The organism is Pseudarthrobacter sp. B4EP4b (genome assembly GCF_006680095.1).
Lineage (GTDB): Bacteria > Actinomycetota > Actinomycetes > Actinomycetales > Micrococcaceae > Arthrobacter.
This window is the reverse complement of record NZ_VHIJ01000002.1, coordinates 29,535-44,900: the sequence shown is the minus strand read 5'-3', so window position 1 is coordinate 44,900 and position 15,366 is coordinate 29,535. Positions and strand designations below refer to the sequence as shown.

Genomic DNA, 15,366 nt, shown 5'->3' with positions numbered 1-15,366 from the left:
GCGTTGTCCGTGCCGCGGACGAAGACCTCGAGCCGGCCGTCGGCGTTGCTGCCGGTGGTGATGTTGGAGGTGAGCACGCCGCCCAGGGACTGCCAGCCGGCCCAGTTGCCGTTGGGTGCTGTCTGCCACCGGTGCCACAGGGCGTTATCCGTGCCGCGGGCGAAGATTTCGAGGCGGCGGTCGGCGTTCCTGCCCACGGAAATTTCGGAGGTGATCACGCCGCCCAGGGAAGCCCAGCCGGCCCAGTTGCCGTTGGGCGCAGTCTGCCACCGGTGCCACACAGCGCCATCGGTACCGCGGGCGAAGACCTCGAGGCGGCCGTCCGCGTTGCGTCCGGTGGCCGGCGGGCCCGTGATCACGCCGCCCAGGGAGTTCCAGCCGGACCAGTTGCCGTTGGGGGTGGTCTGCCACATGTGCCAGAGCGCGTTGTCGGTTCCCCGGGCGAAGATTTCCAGCCGGCCGTCCTGGTTGTTGGCCACGGCGATCTCGGTGGTGATCACGCCGCCCAGGGAGGCCCAGCCGGACCAGTTTCCGTTGGGCGCGGTTTGCCATCGGTGCCACACAGCCCCGTCGGTGCCCCGGACGAAGGCTTCCAGCCGGCCATCCTTGTTGTTGCCCACGGAGATGTCCGAGGTGAGCGTGCCGCCCAGGGAGTTCCAGCCGGACCAGGCCTGCGGTGCTGCCGGGTACAGCGCCCGGTATCCGTCGATGTCGTCCTGGGTGAGGGCCCGCTTGGTGAAGTTGGATGCCACGGTGGGTGCCATCACGGAATTCGCAACGCTCGAGTGCAAGAGGCCCACGATATGGCCGAGTTCGTGGAGTGCCACCGTTTCGATGTCGAAGGCGCTTGCCACTGCGCCCACGCTCCACACGTGCTCGCTGTCGTCAAAGTGCACGGGCTTGGGCAGCGTGTTGGTGATGACGCTGCAGCCGGGAGGGAAGTCGGCGTGGGCCAGGATGCCGCCCACCATCGAGTGGTCCGGGTCCGCCGCGGGCCGCCATCCGATCCGGATATCCGGGCTGGAACCGACGGCCACCTCGGTGAACGTCAGTCCGCCCAGGTTTTGCCAGGTCTGGATGGCGCGCCTGATGGCGTCAAACTCGGCGGTGCCGCCGACGTCGTCGGTTCCGGTGTCGAAAGCGAACGTCAAGGTCCGGTCGGCCCAGGCACACGCGGTGGAGAAGGCCAGGCCGTCTCCGCGCATGTCCGGAAGCCCGCAGCGGGGCTGCATCATCGCGTCCCGGGTGGCGTCGTCGAACACGCCGGTGACCGGCAGGTGGAAGAACTCCTGGAAGTTCCTCAGGGCTCCTTCGGTGGGGTCGTCCAGGACGCCGATGTCCCGTGCGGTGGATTCGGCCAGGTAGCCGAACCGCTCAAGGTAGGCCTGGACCTTGCTGAAGCCCGGGTTTCCTTCACCCGCGGCCGTGTTTGAGACCGCCGCGAGGTACGGGGCGGCGGGGTATTGCTCTTCAGACATGAGACTCTCCTTCATCAGTACGGATGCTTCGCAGGATCTGCAGGGCGACGTCCCTTTCACCGTCTGCCGGTTGATGGACGACGGCGGTGGCGCGGCCGGGGATGGCGACCGCAACGGTGCGGGTGCCCTCCTCTTCAAACACCACAAAGTCAGCGGATTGGCTGGCCACAGCCTCCTGCCAATGCTCGTAGCCGGGCTTGTCCGCGTAGCGGGTGAGGGGGTCGGCGAAGGGGCTGGCATCCACGGTCAGGCGCATGCCGGCGCCCTCAAGGATGGCGGCGCCGCCCTCGATGCCGTGCTCCTCCGACGGGGCAAGCTGGGCCGGCACGTCCAGGGCCAGGCCCGCCATCCGGACCGAACTCCAGGGCTGCCTCATCACACCGGCCTCACACGCGGGGGAACCACAGGTATGAGTCCATCAGGCGCGCGTTACTGCGCCGTTACTGGTCCGGCCGGGGTGGATGCGTGGCGGATGATGCGATGGGGTGAGCATGCGGAGGCGGCAAGTGCCGCCGTCGCACACCCTGCTCTCTATGAACGGAGCCTAAGCCAAAGCAGTCACATTGGTGCCCGCGCCTGCCTCATGGGTTCCGGCGTCGATCGCCCCGGGGGAGAAGACCTTTCGCATCACCAGGGTGACCAGGCCCTGCGACGCGGAACCGTCCCCGGGATCGCCGGCCTCGATGGCCAGCCCGTCCGCGATGCGCTCCACCACTGTGGACATCACCGTGGCGCTGACCTGTTCGACGAAGGCCGGGACCGCGCCGATGATGCCGCCGATGACCAGCCGGTCCGGATTCAGCGTGGTGATGGTGGCGGACAGCGCCAGGCCCAGCACACGTGCGGCGGAGGTCAGTGCCGGCGTGACGGCGGGATCCCCGGCACGGCCGGCCTCGCTGAGCGCATTGAGGCTGGAAGGCCCGTGCCCGCCCAGGCGCTCGGCAATTGCGCGGCCCGAGCTGTACGCGGCCAGGCAGCCGTGGCGGCCGCACCGGCACAGCGGACCATCCTCCGCCATCCGGATGTGCCCGATGTCGCCGGCCGCGCCGCGGGCTCCGCGCAGGATGGACCCTTCCACCACTATGCCGCAGCCGATGCCCGTTCCCACTTTGACGTACACAACTGTTTCCGCGTCGCTGACGCGTTCGCCCAGCGCGGCCGCCCGGGCATCATTTTCGACGGCGAAGGGCACATTCCAGGCGCCCGTTACCGCCCGTGCCACGGCGTCGCGGGGCCAGCCGGGGATGGTGGTGGCGTGCGCAACGAAGCCCGTCTCCGCCTCAACCGGTGTGGGCAGGCTGACGCCCACCCCCACCAAAACCTCGCCGGACCCCTGGGCCAGCAGGGCCTTCCCCGCGTCAATGAGGGGCGCCAGCACGGACCCGGCCGGGCCACTGATGTCCTGGGTGCTGGTGATCGAGCGCAAGGCCTCGCCGCGGATATCCGTGACACACACCGTGGCATGCGTCTGGCCAAGGGCGATGGTCAGCACCACCCGGCCCCGGTCATCGAACCGGATCTTGCGCGAGCGGCGTCCGCCCGTGGCCTCCAAGGATTCGGCCTCGTAGATGAATCCACGGCGCAGCAGGCTCTCCAGCCGCTCGTACAAGGTGGCGCGGGACATGCCGGTGGCGGCCAGCAACTGCTGGCGGGACAACCCGCCGGTGGACCGGATCAGCTCCAGGAGGTGCCCGTGGGAGGTCGCCCCGCCCAGGCTCGCCGGCACCCGTTCCACCGTCATGTCGTCCTCCCGTTTTTCCTCAAAACAACTTACTTCATACCGGGAAGGAAGCGTGTGCCCTGATCCAGTCCCGCGCGAGCTGCTCAGCGGAGTCCTCCAGCAGGGCCGCGGCCTGCGCCATGCAGCGGGCAACATCCGGTTCACGCTCGGTGAGGGCGTAAGCCTGGCTGATGCCCTTTTGGGCCAGCTCGCTGCGTCCCAGGCGTCGCTGCCCGCACACTGCCACGGTGGGAACACCCGCTTCCCACGCCGCCTGGGCGACGCCCGCCACCGCCTTGCCGTTGAGGGTCTGTTCATCAAGGCAGCCCTCCCCGGTCACCACCAGGTCGGCGCCGGTCAGGGCCGCCAGGGCATGGCGGTACCCCGCGATGTCCATTACGACGTCGATCCCCGCCCTGGTGGTGGCACCCAGGATGCTTTGGGCGGCGAAGCCCAGGCCGCCGGCTGCCCCGGCGCCCGGCACGTCCTCGGCCCCTGCGGGAACCCCGGCTGCCTGCAGGACCTGCACGTAGTGCCTGAGTCCCTCTTCCAGCAGTTCCACGTCCGCCGCGGTAGCGCCCTTTTGCGGCGCATAGACGGCGGCGGCCCCGTTGGGACCCAGGAGCGGATTGTCCACATCCGCGGCCAGGATGATCCGGCAGCCGGCCAGCCGCGGATCAAGCGTGTCAAGGCCGACGGCGGCCAGGCCGGCCAGTGCCGAGCCACCGCGTTCCAGCGGGGACCCGTCAGCCCGCGAGAGGGTGGCGCCGAGCGCCTGCAGGAAACCCGCGCCACCGTCCGTGGTTGCACTGCCGCCAACGGCCAGGACAATGGTCCGGGCACCCGCATCAAGGGCCGCCCGGACCAGCTCGCCGGTGCCGAACGTGGTGGCGAACAGCGGATCCGGTACCCCTCCGGGAAGCTGAAGCAGCCCCGACGCCCGGGCCATTTCCACAACGGCCGTACCGTCGTTGCGGTTCAAGGCAAATGAGGATTCCACCCGCTGCGCGCCCGGTCCCGTGACCGTCGTCGTTATTTCCTCAAAACCCGCGTTCAGCGCCACCGCAACGGTGCCGTCACCGCCGTCGGCTATGGGAAGCGCCACCACGTCCGTCCCGGGACGGGCCCTTTTGATGCCTGAGGCCACTGCCGCGCAGACTTCGGCGGCCGTAAGGCTGCCCTTGAACTTGTCACACGCCACCAGCACTGTGGTCACGGGCGGCCCAGCCATTCCAGGGCAGCCGCCGCCGTCCATGCCTGGGCCAGGCTGCCCAAGGGCTCCGCCGTGAACGGCTCATAGTATTCGGCGAACGTGAGGTCGGACAGCTGCTGCAGGGACTCGGTGCGCAGAGCCTCGTAGAGGTCCCGCTGCCCGTCGCGGGCGCTGGCCCAGCCCAGCAGCAGGTTCAGGAACGGCCAGACCGGGCCGCGCCAGTACGTCCGGGGCCTGAACGCCGCGCTGGCGGGCGAGGTGGACGGCGGCAGGGCAAACTTCATGCCGGGAAACCCCATCCAGTCCTTGCCCAGCAGCAGTTCGCGTTGGCTGGCCAGGAGTGCGGGGTCGCCGCCGGCCACCAGCGGCGCGAAACCGGAGACCGTTTCGGTGGAAATCCACTTACCGGCCAGGACATCGTAGTCCCTTGCCAATCCCGTTTCCGGATCCACGGTGGATGCCACACCGCGACGGAAGCGCGCGGCCATTTCACGCAGCTCAGCGGCCTCGGGGCGGCCGATCTCCTGGGCCAGGGTGGCCAGGACCTCGGTGGATGCTGCCATGATTCCGGAGAAGAAAACGTCCCGAACCCGGAAGTCCACGATCTCCTGGACGGCCTGGTCATCAAAGCCCACTGACGCCATCTGCTGGACCAGCCACAGGTACTTTGCGTACTCGGCATCGTCCGGGCGCTCCCTAAGATCCGCCACATGGAGGGTGTCCCGGCGCGTGAAGGGCTCCAGCTCGCCGGGCTGGATGGCCGCATACGGGCCGTCCCAGCGTGGTGAGTTGTCAAAGCCCGATTCCCAGCCGTGGTGGATCTCCACCAGGCCCACCCCGTCCGGATCGCGGACCTCGGCCAGCCAGCGGTGCCAGGCCAGCCAGCCGTCGAAGGACTCGCGAAGGAATTCTTCGGCCGCCGCCTGGTCGCTGCCGCCGTTCTCCCGGCCCCGGTCCAGGATGTGCTGGAGGGCAATCACGTGTACGGGCGGCTGGCAGATGCCGCTGCTCTTGACACCCTCCGGGAGTGCCTCGGCGGTGGCTGTGCCCCAGCGGTCGAAGCCCGGGAAGTAGCGCTCTTCGTCGTCGCTGAACACAATATGGGGGATCATTCCGCTGGACCACTGCGCGGCCAGCAGGGTCCGCAGTTCGGTGATGGCGCGGGGTACGCTCACCCTGGCGAGGCCGATCGCGACGAACGCCGCATCCCAACTCCACATGTGGGGATAAAGGTCCGGCGCCGCCGTCGTCATGGTGCCCAGGTCGTTGCGCCGGAGCACTTCCATCGCCGCAGCGCGGAGCTCGTCGGTGCTGACGTTGGGGTGGGCGTTCATTTAGTTGGCCTCCAGTGCCATTGAGGTTTCCCGGTCGTAGAAGCGCATCGTGTTGGGGGAGAAGCCCAGCCAGATGGTCTGGTGCGGTGCGGTCCGAAAGCTCGGCGGGGCCTGGACCTTGAGGGTCTGGCCCTCCACGTCCACAGTGAGCAGGATGGTGGAGCCCATAGGTTCCACCACCAGCACCGTGGCGGCGATGTACCCGGACTCGCGGTCCTTGGCCACGGACACGTTTTCGGCCCGGACACCCAGGACGATGTTGTGGTTCCCGAAGGACCGGAGCAGGGACGGCGCCATGAGCCGCTGATCCCCGACCACCAGTTCGCCGTCAGGGGTCACTGCGGCATCCACGAAGTTCATGGGCGGGGAGCCGATGAAGCCGCCCACGAAGCGGTCGCTCGGGGCGTCATAGACATCCAGCGGATCGCCGAGCTGGGCAATCCGGCCCTTGCGCATGACGGCAACCTGGTCGCCGAGGGAGAGTGCCTCGCTTTGGTCGTGGGTGACGTAGACCGTGGTGGTGCCGAGGTCCTGCACGATCTTCTTCAGCTCCGACCGGAAGTTCAGGCGCAGCAGGGCGTCAAGGTTGGACAGCGGCTCATCCATGAGCAGCACGTCCGCGTCCACCACGATGGCCCGGGCCACGGCCACCCTCTGGCGCTGGCCGCCGGAGAGCTTGGCCGGCAGCCGGTCCAGGTACGGGGTCAGCTGCAGCAGGTCCGCAGCCCACTGGACTTTCTTGTCGATTTGCTCCTTCGGCACCTTGGCCATCTGCAGCCCGAAGCCGATGTTGTAACGGACGGAGCGGTGCGGGAAGACGGCGTAGGACTGGAACACCATGGAGATGTTGCGCTTGTTCGGCGGCAGGTAGGTGACGTCGCGCCCGCCGATGGAGACCGCGCCGGAGTCGGGCAGTTCAAGCCCGGCCAGCATGCGCAGCAGCGTGGTCTTGCCGCAGCCGGACGGGCCCAGGAGCACCGTGAAGCTGCCGTCGGCAATGTGGAGGGAGACGTCGTCGGTGGCCCGTTCAGTGCCGCCTGGGTATGTCTTGACGAGGTTGGAAATGGTGATATCAGCCATGGGATCGGCTCCTTGGGGGATTCTGGAAGCTGGGAAGTTTGTGGATGCCGGGAGGACCCGGCTGGCCGGGTCAGCGGATGGTGGAGCCCCACATGTTGGTGAGGTACCGGCGCATGAAGGCGATGAAGATGATGGACGGGATCACCAGCGCGAAGCCGCCGGCAAACCGGTAGGCCAGGGGCGAATCGGCCAGCGAGGTGAGCACCTGGGCCGGGAGGGTGCGGTGGTCCAGGGTGAGGATCGATGCGCCGAGGACCTCGTTCCACGACATCACGAACGTGAAAATCGAGGCGGCGGCGATGCCGGGAAGGGCCATGGGCATCACCACCCGCATGAAGGCGCTGAACGGGCTGCAGCCGAATACCCGGGCCGCCTCCTCTACGTCATGCGGGACGCCAAGGAACACGCTGGCGGATATGAGGATGGTGGTGGGCAGCGCCAGTGCGGTGTGCAGCAGGATTACGCCGTAGGTGGTGTCGTAGATGTCCACGGTGAGGAAGAGCCTGGCGAGCGGGACGGACAACACCACGATGGGCAGGGCGCGGGTGAAGAGCAGGAACAGCTGGTACGGCTCCTTGCCGGGAAAGGCGAACCGGGCCAGGGCGTAACCGGCCGGGACGCCGATCAGGGCGGAGAGCAGCAGGGTGCCGACGCCGACAATCAGCGAGTTGCCCAGTGCACCGAAGACGCCGGTGGAGCCAAGGAACGCGTTGAGCGTTTCCAACGAGAAGCTGGTGGGCAGCAGGCTCAGCGGGAACTTATTGAGGGATTCGCGGGTGGACAGCGCCGCCAGGGAGATCAGGTAGATGGGGACCAGCATGAACAGGGAGACGGCGAGGCAGGCGAGCTGCAGCAGGACCCTGTTCCGTTTCTGGCGCTTCAGCGGTGCGGTATCGACTGTTGCGTTGGCTGCGGTTGCCTGGCTCATCGGGTGCCTTCCTGGGTCTTGTCGCGGAGAGCCCGCAGGTAGAAGATGGACGTCAGCATTGACACAGCCAGGATCACCAAGGCCAGGGCGGCAGCGACATTGGGGTTCTGCAGCCCCGTGTACCAGCGGTAGGTTTCACCCACCACCAGCGGGAAGTTCTGCCCGGTCAGGGCCTGTGCCACCGCGAACGTCTGGAACGCCAGGATGGTGCGGAGGATCAGGGCCACCTGGAGGCTGGGTTTCAGGAGAGGCAGGGTGACGTGGCGCAGGCGCTGCCAGAATGTTGCCCCGAATACCTGGGCGGCCTCGTCGTAGTCCTTCGGGATGCCCTGCAGGCCTGCGACGACGATCACCAGCACGAGCGAGGTTGCCCGCCACAGTTCTGCGATCAGGACACAGATGAACATCGTGGTCTGGTTGTCATAGGCCAGCCAGGAGATACCCTCGATGCCCAGCCATGACAGGGCCGAGTTCAGGTAGCCGCGGTCATTGAAGATGGAGAGCCACACCAGGCCGGCGGCGAGGTCGCTGAGGGCCAAAGGGATGGCCCAGACAAAGAAGTGGACCTTGTTCAGCCGCGGATTGGCGCGCAGGAGCAGCGCCATGGTGATGGCGAAGGCGAACTGGATGGGGATCATCACAGCGATCAGCAGCAGCGTGTTGCGCACGGCCGGCCAGAAGTACGGGTCCTGGACCATGCGGTTCACGAACTCGAGGGTGAAGCCTTGCTCGTTCCGGAAGGCTTGCAGGACGCCTTCCACCACAGGCCAGCCCAGGAGGAGGGTCATGAAGAGGACGGAGGGCCCGATCAGCCAGACCGCGGCCGGGACGCGGCGGCGCCGCGCGGGGGCGGCGGCTTTGGCGGGAGCCGGGGGCGCTTGGACGGTCATTACGCTACCTCGCATTTCGCGGAGACGGGATCGGGCGCCCAGCACGGGACGTTGAGTTCCTGGACGATGGTGTTCAATTCCTTCGCCTGCCGGTCCAGGACAGGCTGGATGTCCTGGTTGTTCAGGCAGACTTCCTGGAAGACGTTCTTGAAGATCTGGGACACCTCACCCTCCTTGGCTCCCAGGCCCACTGGCGGCAATGCCAGCAGCGCGCCCTCGGACCGCTGCTGCAACCGGACGGCGCCGGCTTCGAGGGCGATGGCGCCGGCCAGGTCCGTGGGGAGTTCGGTCTGGACGGTGGGGAAGAAGGCATTCTGCCGCAGGGTTTCCACCTGGGTCAGCGGTTCGGACAGGCCGCGGATCACCTGCTCGGCCAATTCGCGTTCGGTTCCACCCGTGGGCAGGGCGAGGCCGGCCACGATCAGCATGTAGCCACGGCCTTTGGGGCCTTGGGGGGCAGGCACCATGAGCCACTCGCCGGGGTTGTCTGCAGGGGCCTTGATCAGCCGGGCCACGTGGTCCCACGCCACCAGCACTTCGCCCCGGCCCAGGGGTTCCTGCATGGCATCGAAGTTAGTGGATGCAGGCACCATGTTGTCCCACAGGTCCTGCATGTATTTCCATGCCTCCACGGCGTCAGGGCTGCGGAACGTGGTGATCTGGCCGCCCGTGAAGCTGGGCAGCAGGAATCCCTGGTAGAAGCGGTGGTGCAGGCCCTTGGGGCCGGCCGGCATGCCGAACACGGGGCGTCCGGCGCCCTGCTTGGCTGCCTTGGCCCAGGCAAGGTAGTCCTCATAGCTGAGGTTGTTGACGTCCACACCGGACGGCAGCCATTCGAGGGCCTTCTTGTTGACGGCCACAACGTAGGTTGCCTGCATCCAGGGGACGTACTTCGCCGAGGAGGTGCCCGCCTTGGTCAGTTCCAGGATCTCCTTGGCGAACCCGCGTCCGGCCAGGTCCGAGAGGATGCTGTCCACGTTCTCCAGCGAACCTGCCAGCGGCGCAAGCTCACCATGTAGCCCGCCGAGCAGCGAAGTGCGGATGTTCTGGGCGGACGTCTGGGTTTTCACCGTGGAGGCGAAGACGCTGGGATCGACCGCGTTATAGGCGACGGGCACTCGGAGGGATTTCTTCAGGACTTGCTCATAGCGCTGCTTTTCCTCGACAGGTGTGAACTGCGTGGACAGGAAACTGACGGTTCCGCTGCCGGCGGCTGCTCCGCTGGTATCGAAGCCTGCACATGCGGACAAGAAAGGGGCCGAGAGGGCTGCGCCCAGGCCGGCCAGCAGCATGCTGCGGCGGGAGGGCAGGTGGTTTGGGGAGGGGAATTGGTGGTTCATGCACTACTCCATTCGAGTGCGCGACTCTGCGGCACTTTCGTTTAAGCATTAGACAGAAGTTGGAGTGTGTCAAGGGTCACGACGAATTGAGGGTGCGATCGCCCGCCCGGGCGGTGCCCGGCTGCGGCCGCGTGGCACCGCGTACGGTTCCAGGAGGCTCCGGTCACCGAAGGGCCTCACGGGGTTTCACTCCCTACCGCTCCCTACCCTCGCAAGCTGGCCAGGGAGCCCGGCAGGCGTGGCCCCAGGCCCAACCAAGGGCCGGTGGGTAGAATCGACGCCTAGACGAACGAACACTGCTTTGCCGGAGGTACGGAGAAACAATGTCGGAATGGCTCGAAGTCGGCGCGAACAACTATGTGCTGGTCACCGAAGGATCGCTGCTGAACACCGGACTGATCGTGGGATCCGAGCGGGCCATGGTGATCGATACCGGCTGCGGCCCCCGGCAGGGGCGGGAGATCCTGGATGCGGTGCGGGTGAAGACCCAGCTGCCGCTCGTCGTCGTCAACACCCACGCACATTACGACCACTTCTTCGGCAACGCCGTGTTTGCTGAAGCCGGCGTCACGGAGTTTTGGGCGCACCAGAACTGCGCCACTGAAATCGACGCGCGCGGGGACCTCCAGCGCCGCTTCGTGGGGACGCTGGAGCCGGAAATGTCCACGGGCGAAGGCGAGAACGTGGAGCTCGTGGTTCCCAACGCCCTGGTGAAGGACCAGCCGGTGCTGGTTGACCTCGGCGGGCTCACCGCCACCCTGTTTTACCTGGGCCGCGGCCATACCGACGGCGACCTGCTGGTGGGCACCCCCACCACCCTCTACGTGGGCGACCTCGTGGAGCAGGGCGCCCACCCGTCCTTCGAAGACTCCTACCCGGAGGAGTGGGCGGACGCGCTCCGGCACATCTCGGCGCTCCGCCACCGCTACGAGTTCCTGATCCCGGGGCACGGGAAGCCGTGCAGCGACCAGTTCGTCAAGACCATGGCCAACACCATGACCACCGCGGTCCGCCAGGCGCGCGGGTCCATCCGGGACACCCCGGACGATGCCACCAAGGCCATCCCGGTGCTGCCCTACGGGCCGGAACAGTCGCGCTGGTTCATCAAGCGGCTGCAGGAGACCCGCCGGGAGAACTAGGCGGGATAGGCCCCGGTGCGGCAGAGGCTGTCCAAATAGTCAGCCAAAGCAACAGGTTCACCTTCGGGGCCGGTGATCATCAGGCTCCCGTGCGGGGTGAGGACCAAACCATCGCCGCGGGGTTCTTCCGCAACTTTCAGGGCGCGGATGAACTGCTCATAGCTGTCAGCCACGCTCGGGCAGCTGACAGGCACCAGCCTGTGGACGTTGCCTGTGACCTGCACGGGATGGTTGCGGGCCAACCGGCCTGAGCCGTCCAGCACCACCTCGGCCACCGCGGTGTTGGAGGCCGTTTCCGCCCGGGCACCTTCCAGTTCCAGCCTGCCCAGGACGTAGGCGGGAGCCCATTGCCGCCCATGGGGGTCGGTGACCGGGATGGGCCTCACTCCGGCGGCCCGGAGCGTCGCCACCACCGTTCCAACAAGCTCAGCGAGTCGCGGTTCCACCCGCATCCGCAATTGGTGGCCGGAAACCGGGAGCAAATCGACGAGGGGCGGCGGGGTGGCTTCGTGCCGGTGGAAAGCACGTCCGAAAAAGCCTGCCGAAATCGCCACGCCGGTCTCCTGTTCCAAGCCACGCTGCCGGCGGCTTCACACCAGAGTGAGGTGCGCCGCTGCCTGCTGTCCAGCACTTGATGCCCTAAACGTGTTTGTTGCGGCTTAAGAGTGGGGCGTGGCAGGGAGCTGGAAATGGGAATGCCCCTGTCCCGGGTAGGCAGGGGCATTCAGTGGTTGGTGGAATCAGCTGGCTGCTGAGGCGCCGGGCTCCAGGGTGAACTGCTTGGGCAGCTTCAGGGATCGCTCGGCCATGACCTCGCGCAGGCGGTTGGGGTAATCGGTGATCAGTCCATCCACGCCCGTGTTCATGAGGGCGCGCATGGTGGGCTTGTCATCGACGGTCCAGGGGATGACCTGCATGCCTTTGGCGTGGGCGCGGTTCACCATGTCGGCCGTGACGTAGGGGACGTATCCTGCGTCGGTGACGGTGCCGTTCTGGGGTGTGCCGTGAACAGGGGAGATGGCGTCCACGCCGAGGGAAGCGGCTGAGTTCACGAGGTCACCGCCGAAGTCATCCGAGTCGATCCCGCCGAGCCACGGTGAGGCTCCGGGCTTGCCGGCCTGCAGGAAGTCCTTGTTGGTCAGGGCGACGGTGCGGAGGCCGGGTTGGCGTTCCTTGACCAGGCGCAGTGAGCCCCAGTCGAAGCTCTGGATGGAGACGCGGCCGGCCATGTTCGCGGCGTTGATTTCCCGCAGTGCGACGTCCACGAACTGCTCGCGCGGTGCCGTCTGCTCCGGGGCGCCCGCTTCGACTTTGGTTTCGATGTTGAACTTGACCTGGCTGGCACGGTACTGCCGGGTGAGGTCGAAGACCTCGGCGAGTGTGGGCATTTTGGCGCCGGGGGAGGCCTGCTGGCCCGGGAACTGGGGCAGGGTCAGCGACCCGCAGTCCAGGCTGCGGACCTGGGCGAAGGTGAGGTCCTTGATGTATTTGCCCACGTAGGGAAACTGCGGATCTGCCGGGGTGACCGGGGCGGTGTCCTGGCACTTCTGGCCGCTGATCTTGCGGTCATGGGTGATGACTTCGCGGCCATCCTTGGTGATCTGCAAGTCGAGTTCGAGGGTGCTGACCCCTGTTTCGAGCCCCTTGGCGAAGGAGGCCAGGGTGGATTCGACGGTGAGGCCGAGCCCGCCGCGGTGTGCCTGCAGGTCAAAATGGTTGTCCGTGCCGTTGGGGTTGGTGTCCGCTGCCTGGGCGGGAAGGGATGTTCCCAAGGCCAGGCCGGCAGCGAGTGCAGCCGCGGTCAGCAGCTTGGTGTGCTTCATGGTGAATTCTCCACGTTGATGTCATCGGTAATGAGCACGCACCACTGTTCACCCCCGTTCAGTACCGAAGAAGGCCGGCAGGCAGCGGTCAGGTGACAGGGCGGTGAACGTGATGCGAACCACGCCGCCCTGCGCAGGCACCTCCCCTGATGGTGGGGGCGTACGACGGCGGCCGCGCGCCGCCGTCGTACGCCCCACCCTGGGGCTGGTCCCTCAGGTGATGGCAGGAACGAAGGCCTGGGCCAGGACTCCGCAGCCGCTCGCTGATATCTCGCCTTCTCCTGCCGGCACGAACAGGGAGGCGCCACGGGTAAGGACCGCGCCTTGCTGGTCGGTGCCTGTGGCCGCCCTGACCTGGCCACCGAGGCAGACGAGGACACGGGGGCCAGCACCTGGCAGGACAGCGGTGCTGCCGGACGCCAGGTGGGGACGGGTGATGCTGAGCGCGTATTCGGGCGTTGGCGGCTCGAAAACGTGCGTTACCTGGTAGCTGGGCGCGGTCTCCACCTCGAAGCCTGAGGAACCGAAATCGAGGGCTTGGAGCATGGAGGGAATGTCGATGTGCTTGGACGTCAGGCCCAGTCGCAGGACGTTATCTGAGTTGCCCATGATCTCCAGGCCAAAGCCGCCCAGGTAGGCATGCGGCACGCCGTCGGCGAGGAAGACCAGTTGGCCCGGCTGCAGCCGGACCCGGTTGAGCATCAGCGAAATCACCGCACCGATGTCCCCGGGATACAGGTGCGCCAGCTCGTTGACGGTGCTGCACGCCGCCCGGATCACGGTGTCTGGGTGCGATTCCAGCTGTCCGGTTGTCTTCAGGACCTCCCGGATGTCCTCGAGGCCGAGGTCCAGGAGTTGCTCCAGCGCTGCGCGCATCCCTTGCTCCTCGGGTGCCAGGCGGAGAGCTGTGAAGGCGGCCGACAACGGTCCGCCCACTGCCTGGAGCAGTAGCGCTACTTCCTCCTGGGGCCTGAATCCCACCAGGCCTTCGAAATGGGTGATGGCGTAGACCATCTCCGGTTTGTTGTATTCGTCTTTGAAACTTCGGCGGGGATCATCCAAGGGAACGCCGCGCCGCTCCTCATCGCGGTAGCCGGCCGCTGCCATCTTCCGGTTCGGGTGTACCTGCATGGACAAGGGCCGTGACGGGGCCAGTAATTTCACCAGGTACGGGAGCTGGCCGAATGTGGACGCGACGGCTTCGCCCAGGTGCTGTGTGGGGTCTTCCGCTAGAACATGGTTCAGCGGTTCGGGGCCGTAGGGTCCCTCCACGGTTGCAGGGCCCGTCGGGTGGGCACCGAGCCATAACTCGGCAAAGGGATCGCCGTCCGGGGAGGTGTCCAGGAAATCGAACATGGCTGTGGTGGATCCCCAGTCGTAGGAGCGCCTCGCTCCAGACAGTCGATGCATGTGACTTTGTCCTATCCTTTGTGGCTTTACGCTGTGTGGAGCAGCGGGTATAGGGCGTGCTGCGCCGGCAGGTCCGCCAGTTGGGCCACCCCGTCCAGCGGGCCGCCGCGGGGCGCCACCAGCTGAGCGTTGGGCCATGCCTGCTGGAGCTTGTGCTGGAGCGGTGTGGCCATCCGGGGGTTGGAGAGGATTTTTCCCACCCAGCTGATGGTGGGGCTGGACATCGGAGTCCAGCCGGTGTTCCGCAGGCTCGCCCCGACAGAGAGCGCCAGTTCGTTTGTGGCGTGTTCGACGATTCGTGCCGAGACGGTGTCGTGTTCGGACAGGTCGATCACCTTCCGCGCGTAGGACGCCACGAAGGAGATCTTTTCCGGATTGGACTGGATTTCGATGTAGGCCCCCTCCACATCCGGGAAATCCTGTTTCAGCATCCCCAGCAGTGCCGTGGCGTCTCCCCGTCCATCATGGGCGCGCATCGCGGCGTCGAGCCCGGCCCGGCCGATCCAGTATCCGCTGCCGGCATCGCCCATGATGTTTCCCCAGCCGTCCACCCGTGTTGATCCCGTAGGGCCGGTGGCGAGCGTGACCACGCCTGTTCCTGCAGCAATCGCGGACCCTGCCCTGTCGCCGAGGCAGCCCAGGTAGCCGGAGATGGAGTCGTGCGCCAGGCGGATGGATGACAGTCCCAGGTCGCGGCAGGCTGCCAGGACCCCGGGAGCGTCCGCATTGGACGGGGTGAGGCCGGACAGCGCTGCGGCCACCCGGACGTTCTGCCGCGGGTGGGCGGTGAGGACGGAGCGGACCACGCCGGCCAGTTGGGGCATCAGCGGGATGTCGGTCAGGAGCGGCGGGAATTCCTGTTCGAACTCGATTCTTCTCCTGTCCAGCAGCCGGGCACGGATGGATGACTGGCCGCCGTCGACGGCGAGTACGGGGGCATGGGAGATCACGGTTGTGGCTTTCTGATGGGAGAGGAGCGGCGGCAGGGGGCGGCCGCGTGAGTAAAGGGTC

Annotated in this window: 14 protein-coding genes; 1 reads left to right on the top strand and 13 read right to left on the bottom strand. The window is 66.9% G+C overall.

Going from position 1 to position 15,366, the window contains the following annotated elements; genetic code table 11:
- The 9 genes from FNL14_RS01125 to FNL14_RS01085 all read right to left on the bottom strand — a co-directional run.
- The coding region (locus tag FNL14_RS01125; RefSeq protein WP_142057106.1) for a matrixin family metalloprotease at positions 1-1,478 on the bottom strand (1,478 nt) is incomplete at its 3' end.
- Complete coding sequence (locus FNL14_RS01120) at positions 1,471-1,854, bottom strand: hypothetical protein (RefSeq protein ID WP_142056932.1); 384 nt, start codon at positions 1,852-1,854, stop codon at positions 1,471-1,473. The genes FNL14_RS01120 and FNL14_RS01125, both read right to left, overlap by 8 nt.
- Before the next feature lie 168 nt (positions 1,855-2,022).
- Positions 2,023-3,219: an ROK family transcriptional regulator gene (locus FNL14_RS01115; protein ID WP_181762503.1), complete on the bottom strand. Its 1,197-nt coding sequence runs from the start codon at positions 3,217-3,219 to the stop codon at positions 2,023-2,025.
- Positions 3,220-3,253: 34 nt separating this feature from the next.
- Positions 3,254-4,414: a glycerate kinase gene (locus FNL14_RS01110; protein ID WP_255470656.1), complete on the bottom strand. Its 1,161-nt coding sequence runs from the start codon at positions 4,412-4,414 to the stop codon at positions 3,254-3,256.
- Complete coding sequence (locus FNL14_RS01105; protein WP_142056927.1) at positions 4,411-5,745, bottom strand: glycogen debranching protein; 1,335 nt, start codon at positions 5,743-5,745, stop codon at positions 4,411-4,413. Before FNL14_RS01105 ends, FNL14_RS01110 begins: the two co-directional genes overlap by 4 nt.
- Complete coding sequence (locus FNL14_RS01100) at positions 5,746-6,825, bottom strand: ABC transporter ATP-binding protein (protein ID WP_091416545.1); 1,080 nt, start codon at positions 6,823-6,825, stop codon at positions 5,746-5,748.
- A 70-nt stretch (positions 6,826-6,895) separates the two neighbouring features.
- Positions 6,896-7,753, bottom strand: a complete 858-nt coding sequence (locus FNL14_RS01095) for a carbohydrate ABC transporter permease (protein ID WP_091416544.1) — start codon at positions 7,751-7,753, stop codon at positions 6,896-6,898.
- Positions 7,750-8,643, bottom strand: coding sequence for a carbohydrate ABC transporter permease (locus FNL14_RS01090; protein ID WP_142056925.1), 894 nt, complete (start codon positions 8,641-8,643; stop codon positions 7,750-7,752). The genes FNL14_RS01095 and FNL14_RS01090 overlap by 4 nt, the downstream gene beginning before the upstream one ends.
- A complete protein-coding gene (locus tag FNL14_RS01085; RefSeq protein ID WP_142056923.1) occupies positions 8,643-9,983 on the bottom strand; it encodes an ABC transporter substrate-binding protein in 1,341 nt (446 codons plus the stop codon). The genes FNL14_RS01090 and FNL14_RS01085 overlap by 1 nt, the downstream gene beginning before the upstream one ends.
- 323 nt (positions 9,984-10,306) lie before the next feature.
- Here FNL14_RS01085 and FNL14_RS01080 point away from each other — a divergent pair, with 323 nt between their 5' ends.
- Positions 10,307-11,122, top strand: coding sequence for an MBL fold metallo-hydrolase (locus tag FNL14_RS01080; protein WP_142056921.1), 816 nt, complete (start codon positions 10,307-10,309; stop codon positions 11,120-11,122).
- Here the strand turns inward: FNL14_RS01080 and FNL14_RS01075 are convergent.
- The 4 genes from FNL14_RS01075 to FNL14_RS01060 form a co-directional block, all read right to left on the bottom strand.
- The gene (locus FNL14_RS01075) at positions 11,119-11,676 is read right to left on the bottom strand and encodes a hypothetical protein (RefSeq protein ID WP_142056919.1); all 558 of its coding nucleotides are present in this window, start codon (positions 11,674-11,676) and stop codon (positions 11,119-11,121) included. The two genes, FNL14_RS01080 and FNL14_RS01075, sit on opposite strands and share 4 nt — an antisense overlap.
- Positions 11,677-11,862: 186 nt before the next feature.
- A complete protein-coding gene (locus FNL14_RS01070) occupies positions 11,863-12,945 on the bottom strand; it encodes a glycerophosphodiester phosphodiesterase family protein (protein WP_142056917.1) in 1,083 nt (360 codons plus the stop codon).
- Positions 12,946-13,158: 213 nt separating this feature from the next.
- Positions 13,159-14,355: a mannose-6-phosphate isomerase, class I gene (gene manA, locus FNL14_RS01065; protein ID WP_181762502.1), complete on the bottom strand. Its 1,197-nt coding sequence runs from the start codon at positions 14,353-14,355 to the stop codon at positions 13,159-13,161.
- 26 nt (positions 14,356-14,381) lie between these two features.
- Positions 14,382-15,305 (bottom strand): N-acetylglucosamine kinase, encoded by a 924-nt coding sequence (locus FNL14_RS01060; protein WP_142056913.1) that lies wholly within the window; start codon positions 15,303-15,305, stop codon positions 14,382-14,384.
- Between the last annotated feature and the right edge of the window lie 61 nt (positions 15,306-15,366).

Bases quoted from the DNA above. Each gene is read 5' to 3' on its own strand.
- FNL14_RS01120 (WP_142056932.1), bottom strand. From the start codon at position 1,854: ATGAGGCAGCCCTGGAGTTCGGTCCGGATGGCGGGCCTGGCCCTGGAC.
- FNL14_RS01115 (WP_181762503.1), bottom strand. From the start codon at position 3,219: ATGACGGTGGAACGGGTGCCGGCGAGCCTGGGCGGGGCGACCTCCCAC.
- FNL14_RS01105 (WP_142056927.1), bottom strand. From the start codon at position 5,745: ATGAACGCCCACCCCAACGTCAGCACCGACGAGCTCCGCGCTGCGGCG.
- FNL14_RS01100 (WP_091416545.1), bottom strand. From the start codon at position 6,825: ATGGCTGATATCACCATTTCCAACCTCGTCAAGACATACCCAGGCGGC.
- FNL14_RS01095 (WP_091416544.1), bottom strand. From the start codon at position 7,753: ATGAGCCAGGCAACCGCAGCCAACGCAACAGTCGATACCGCACCGCTG.
- FNL14_RS01090 (WP_142056925.1), bottom strand. From the start codon at position 8,643: ATGACCGTCCAAGCGCCCCCGGCTCCCGCCAAAGCCGCCGCCCCCGCG.
- FNL14_RS01085 (WP_142056923.1), bottom strand. From the start codon at position 9,983: ATGAACCACCAATTCCCCTCCCCAAACCACCTGCCCTCCCGCCGCAGC.
- FNL14_RS01080 (WP_142056921.1), top strand. From the start codon at position 10,307: ATGTCGGAATGGCTCGAAGTCGGCGCGAACAACTATGTGCTGGTCACC.
- FNL14_RS01070 (WP_142056917.1), bottom strand. From the start codon at position 12,945: ATGAAGCACACCAAGCTGCTGACCGCGGCTGCACTCGCTGCCGGCCTG.
- manA (WP_181762502.1), bottom strand. From the start codon at position 14,355: ATGCATCGACTGTCTGGAGCGAGGCGCTCCTACGACTGGGGATCCACC.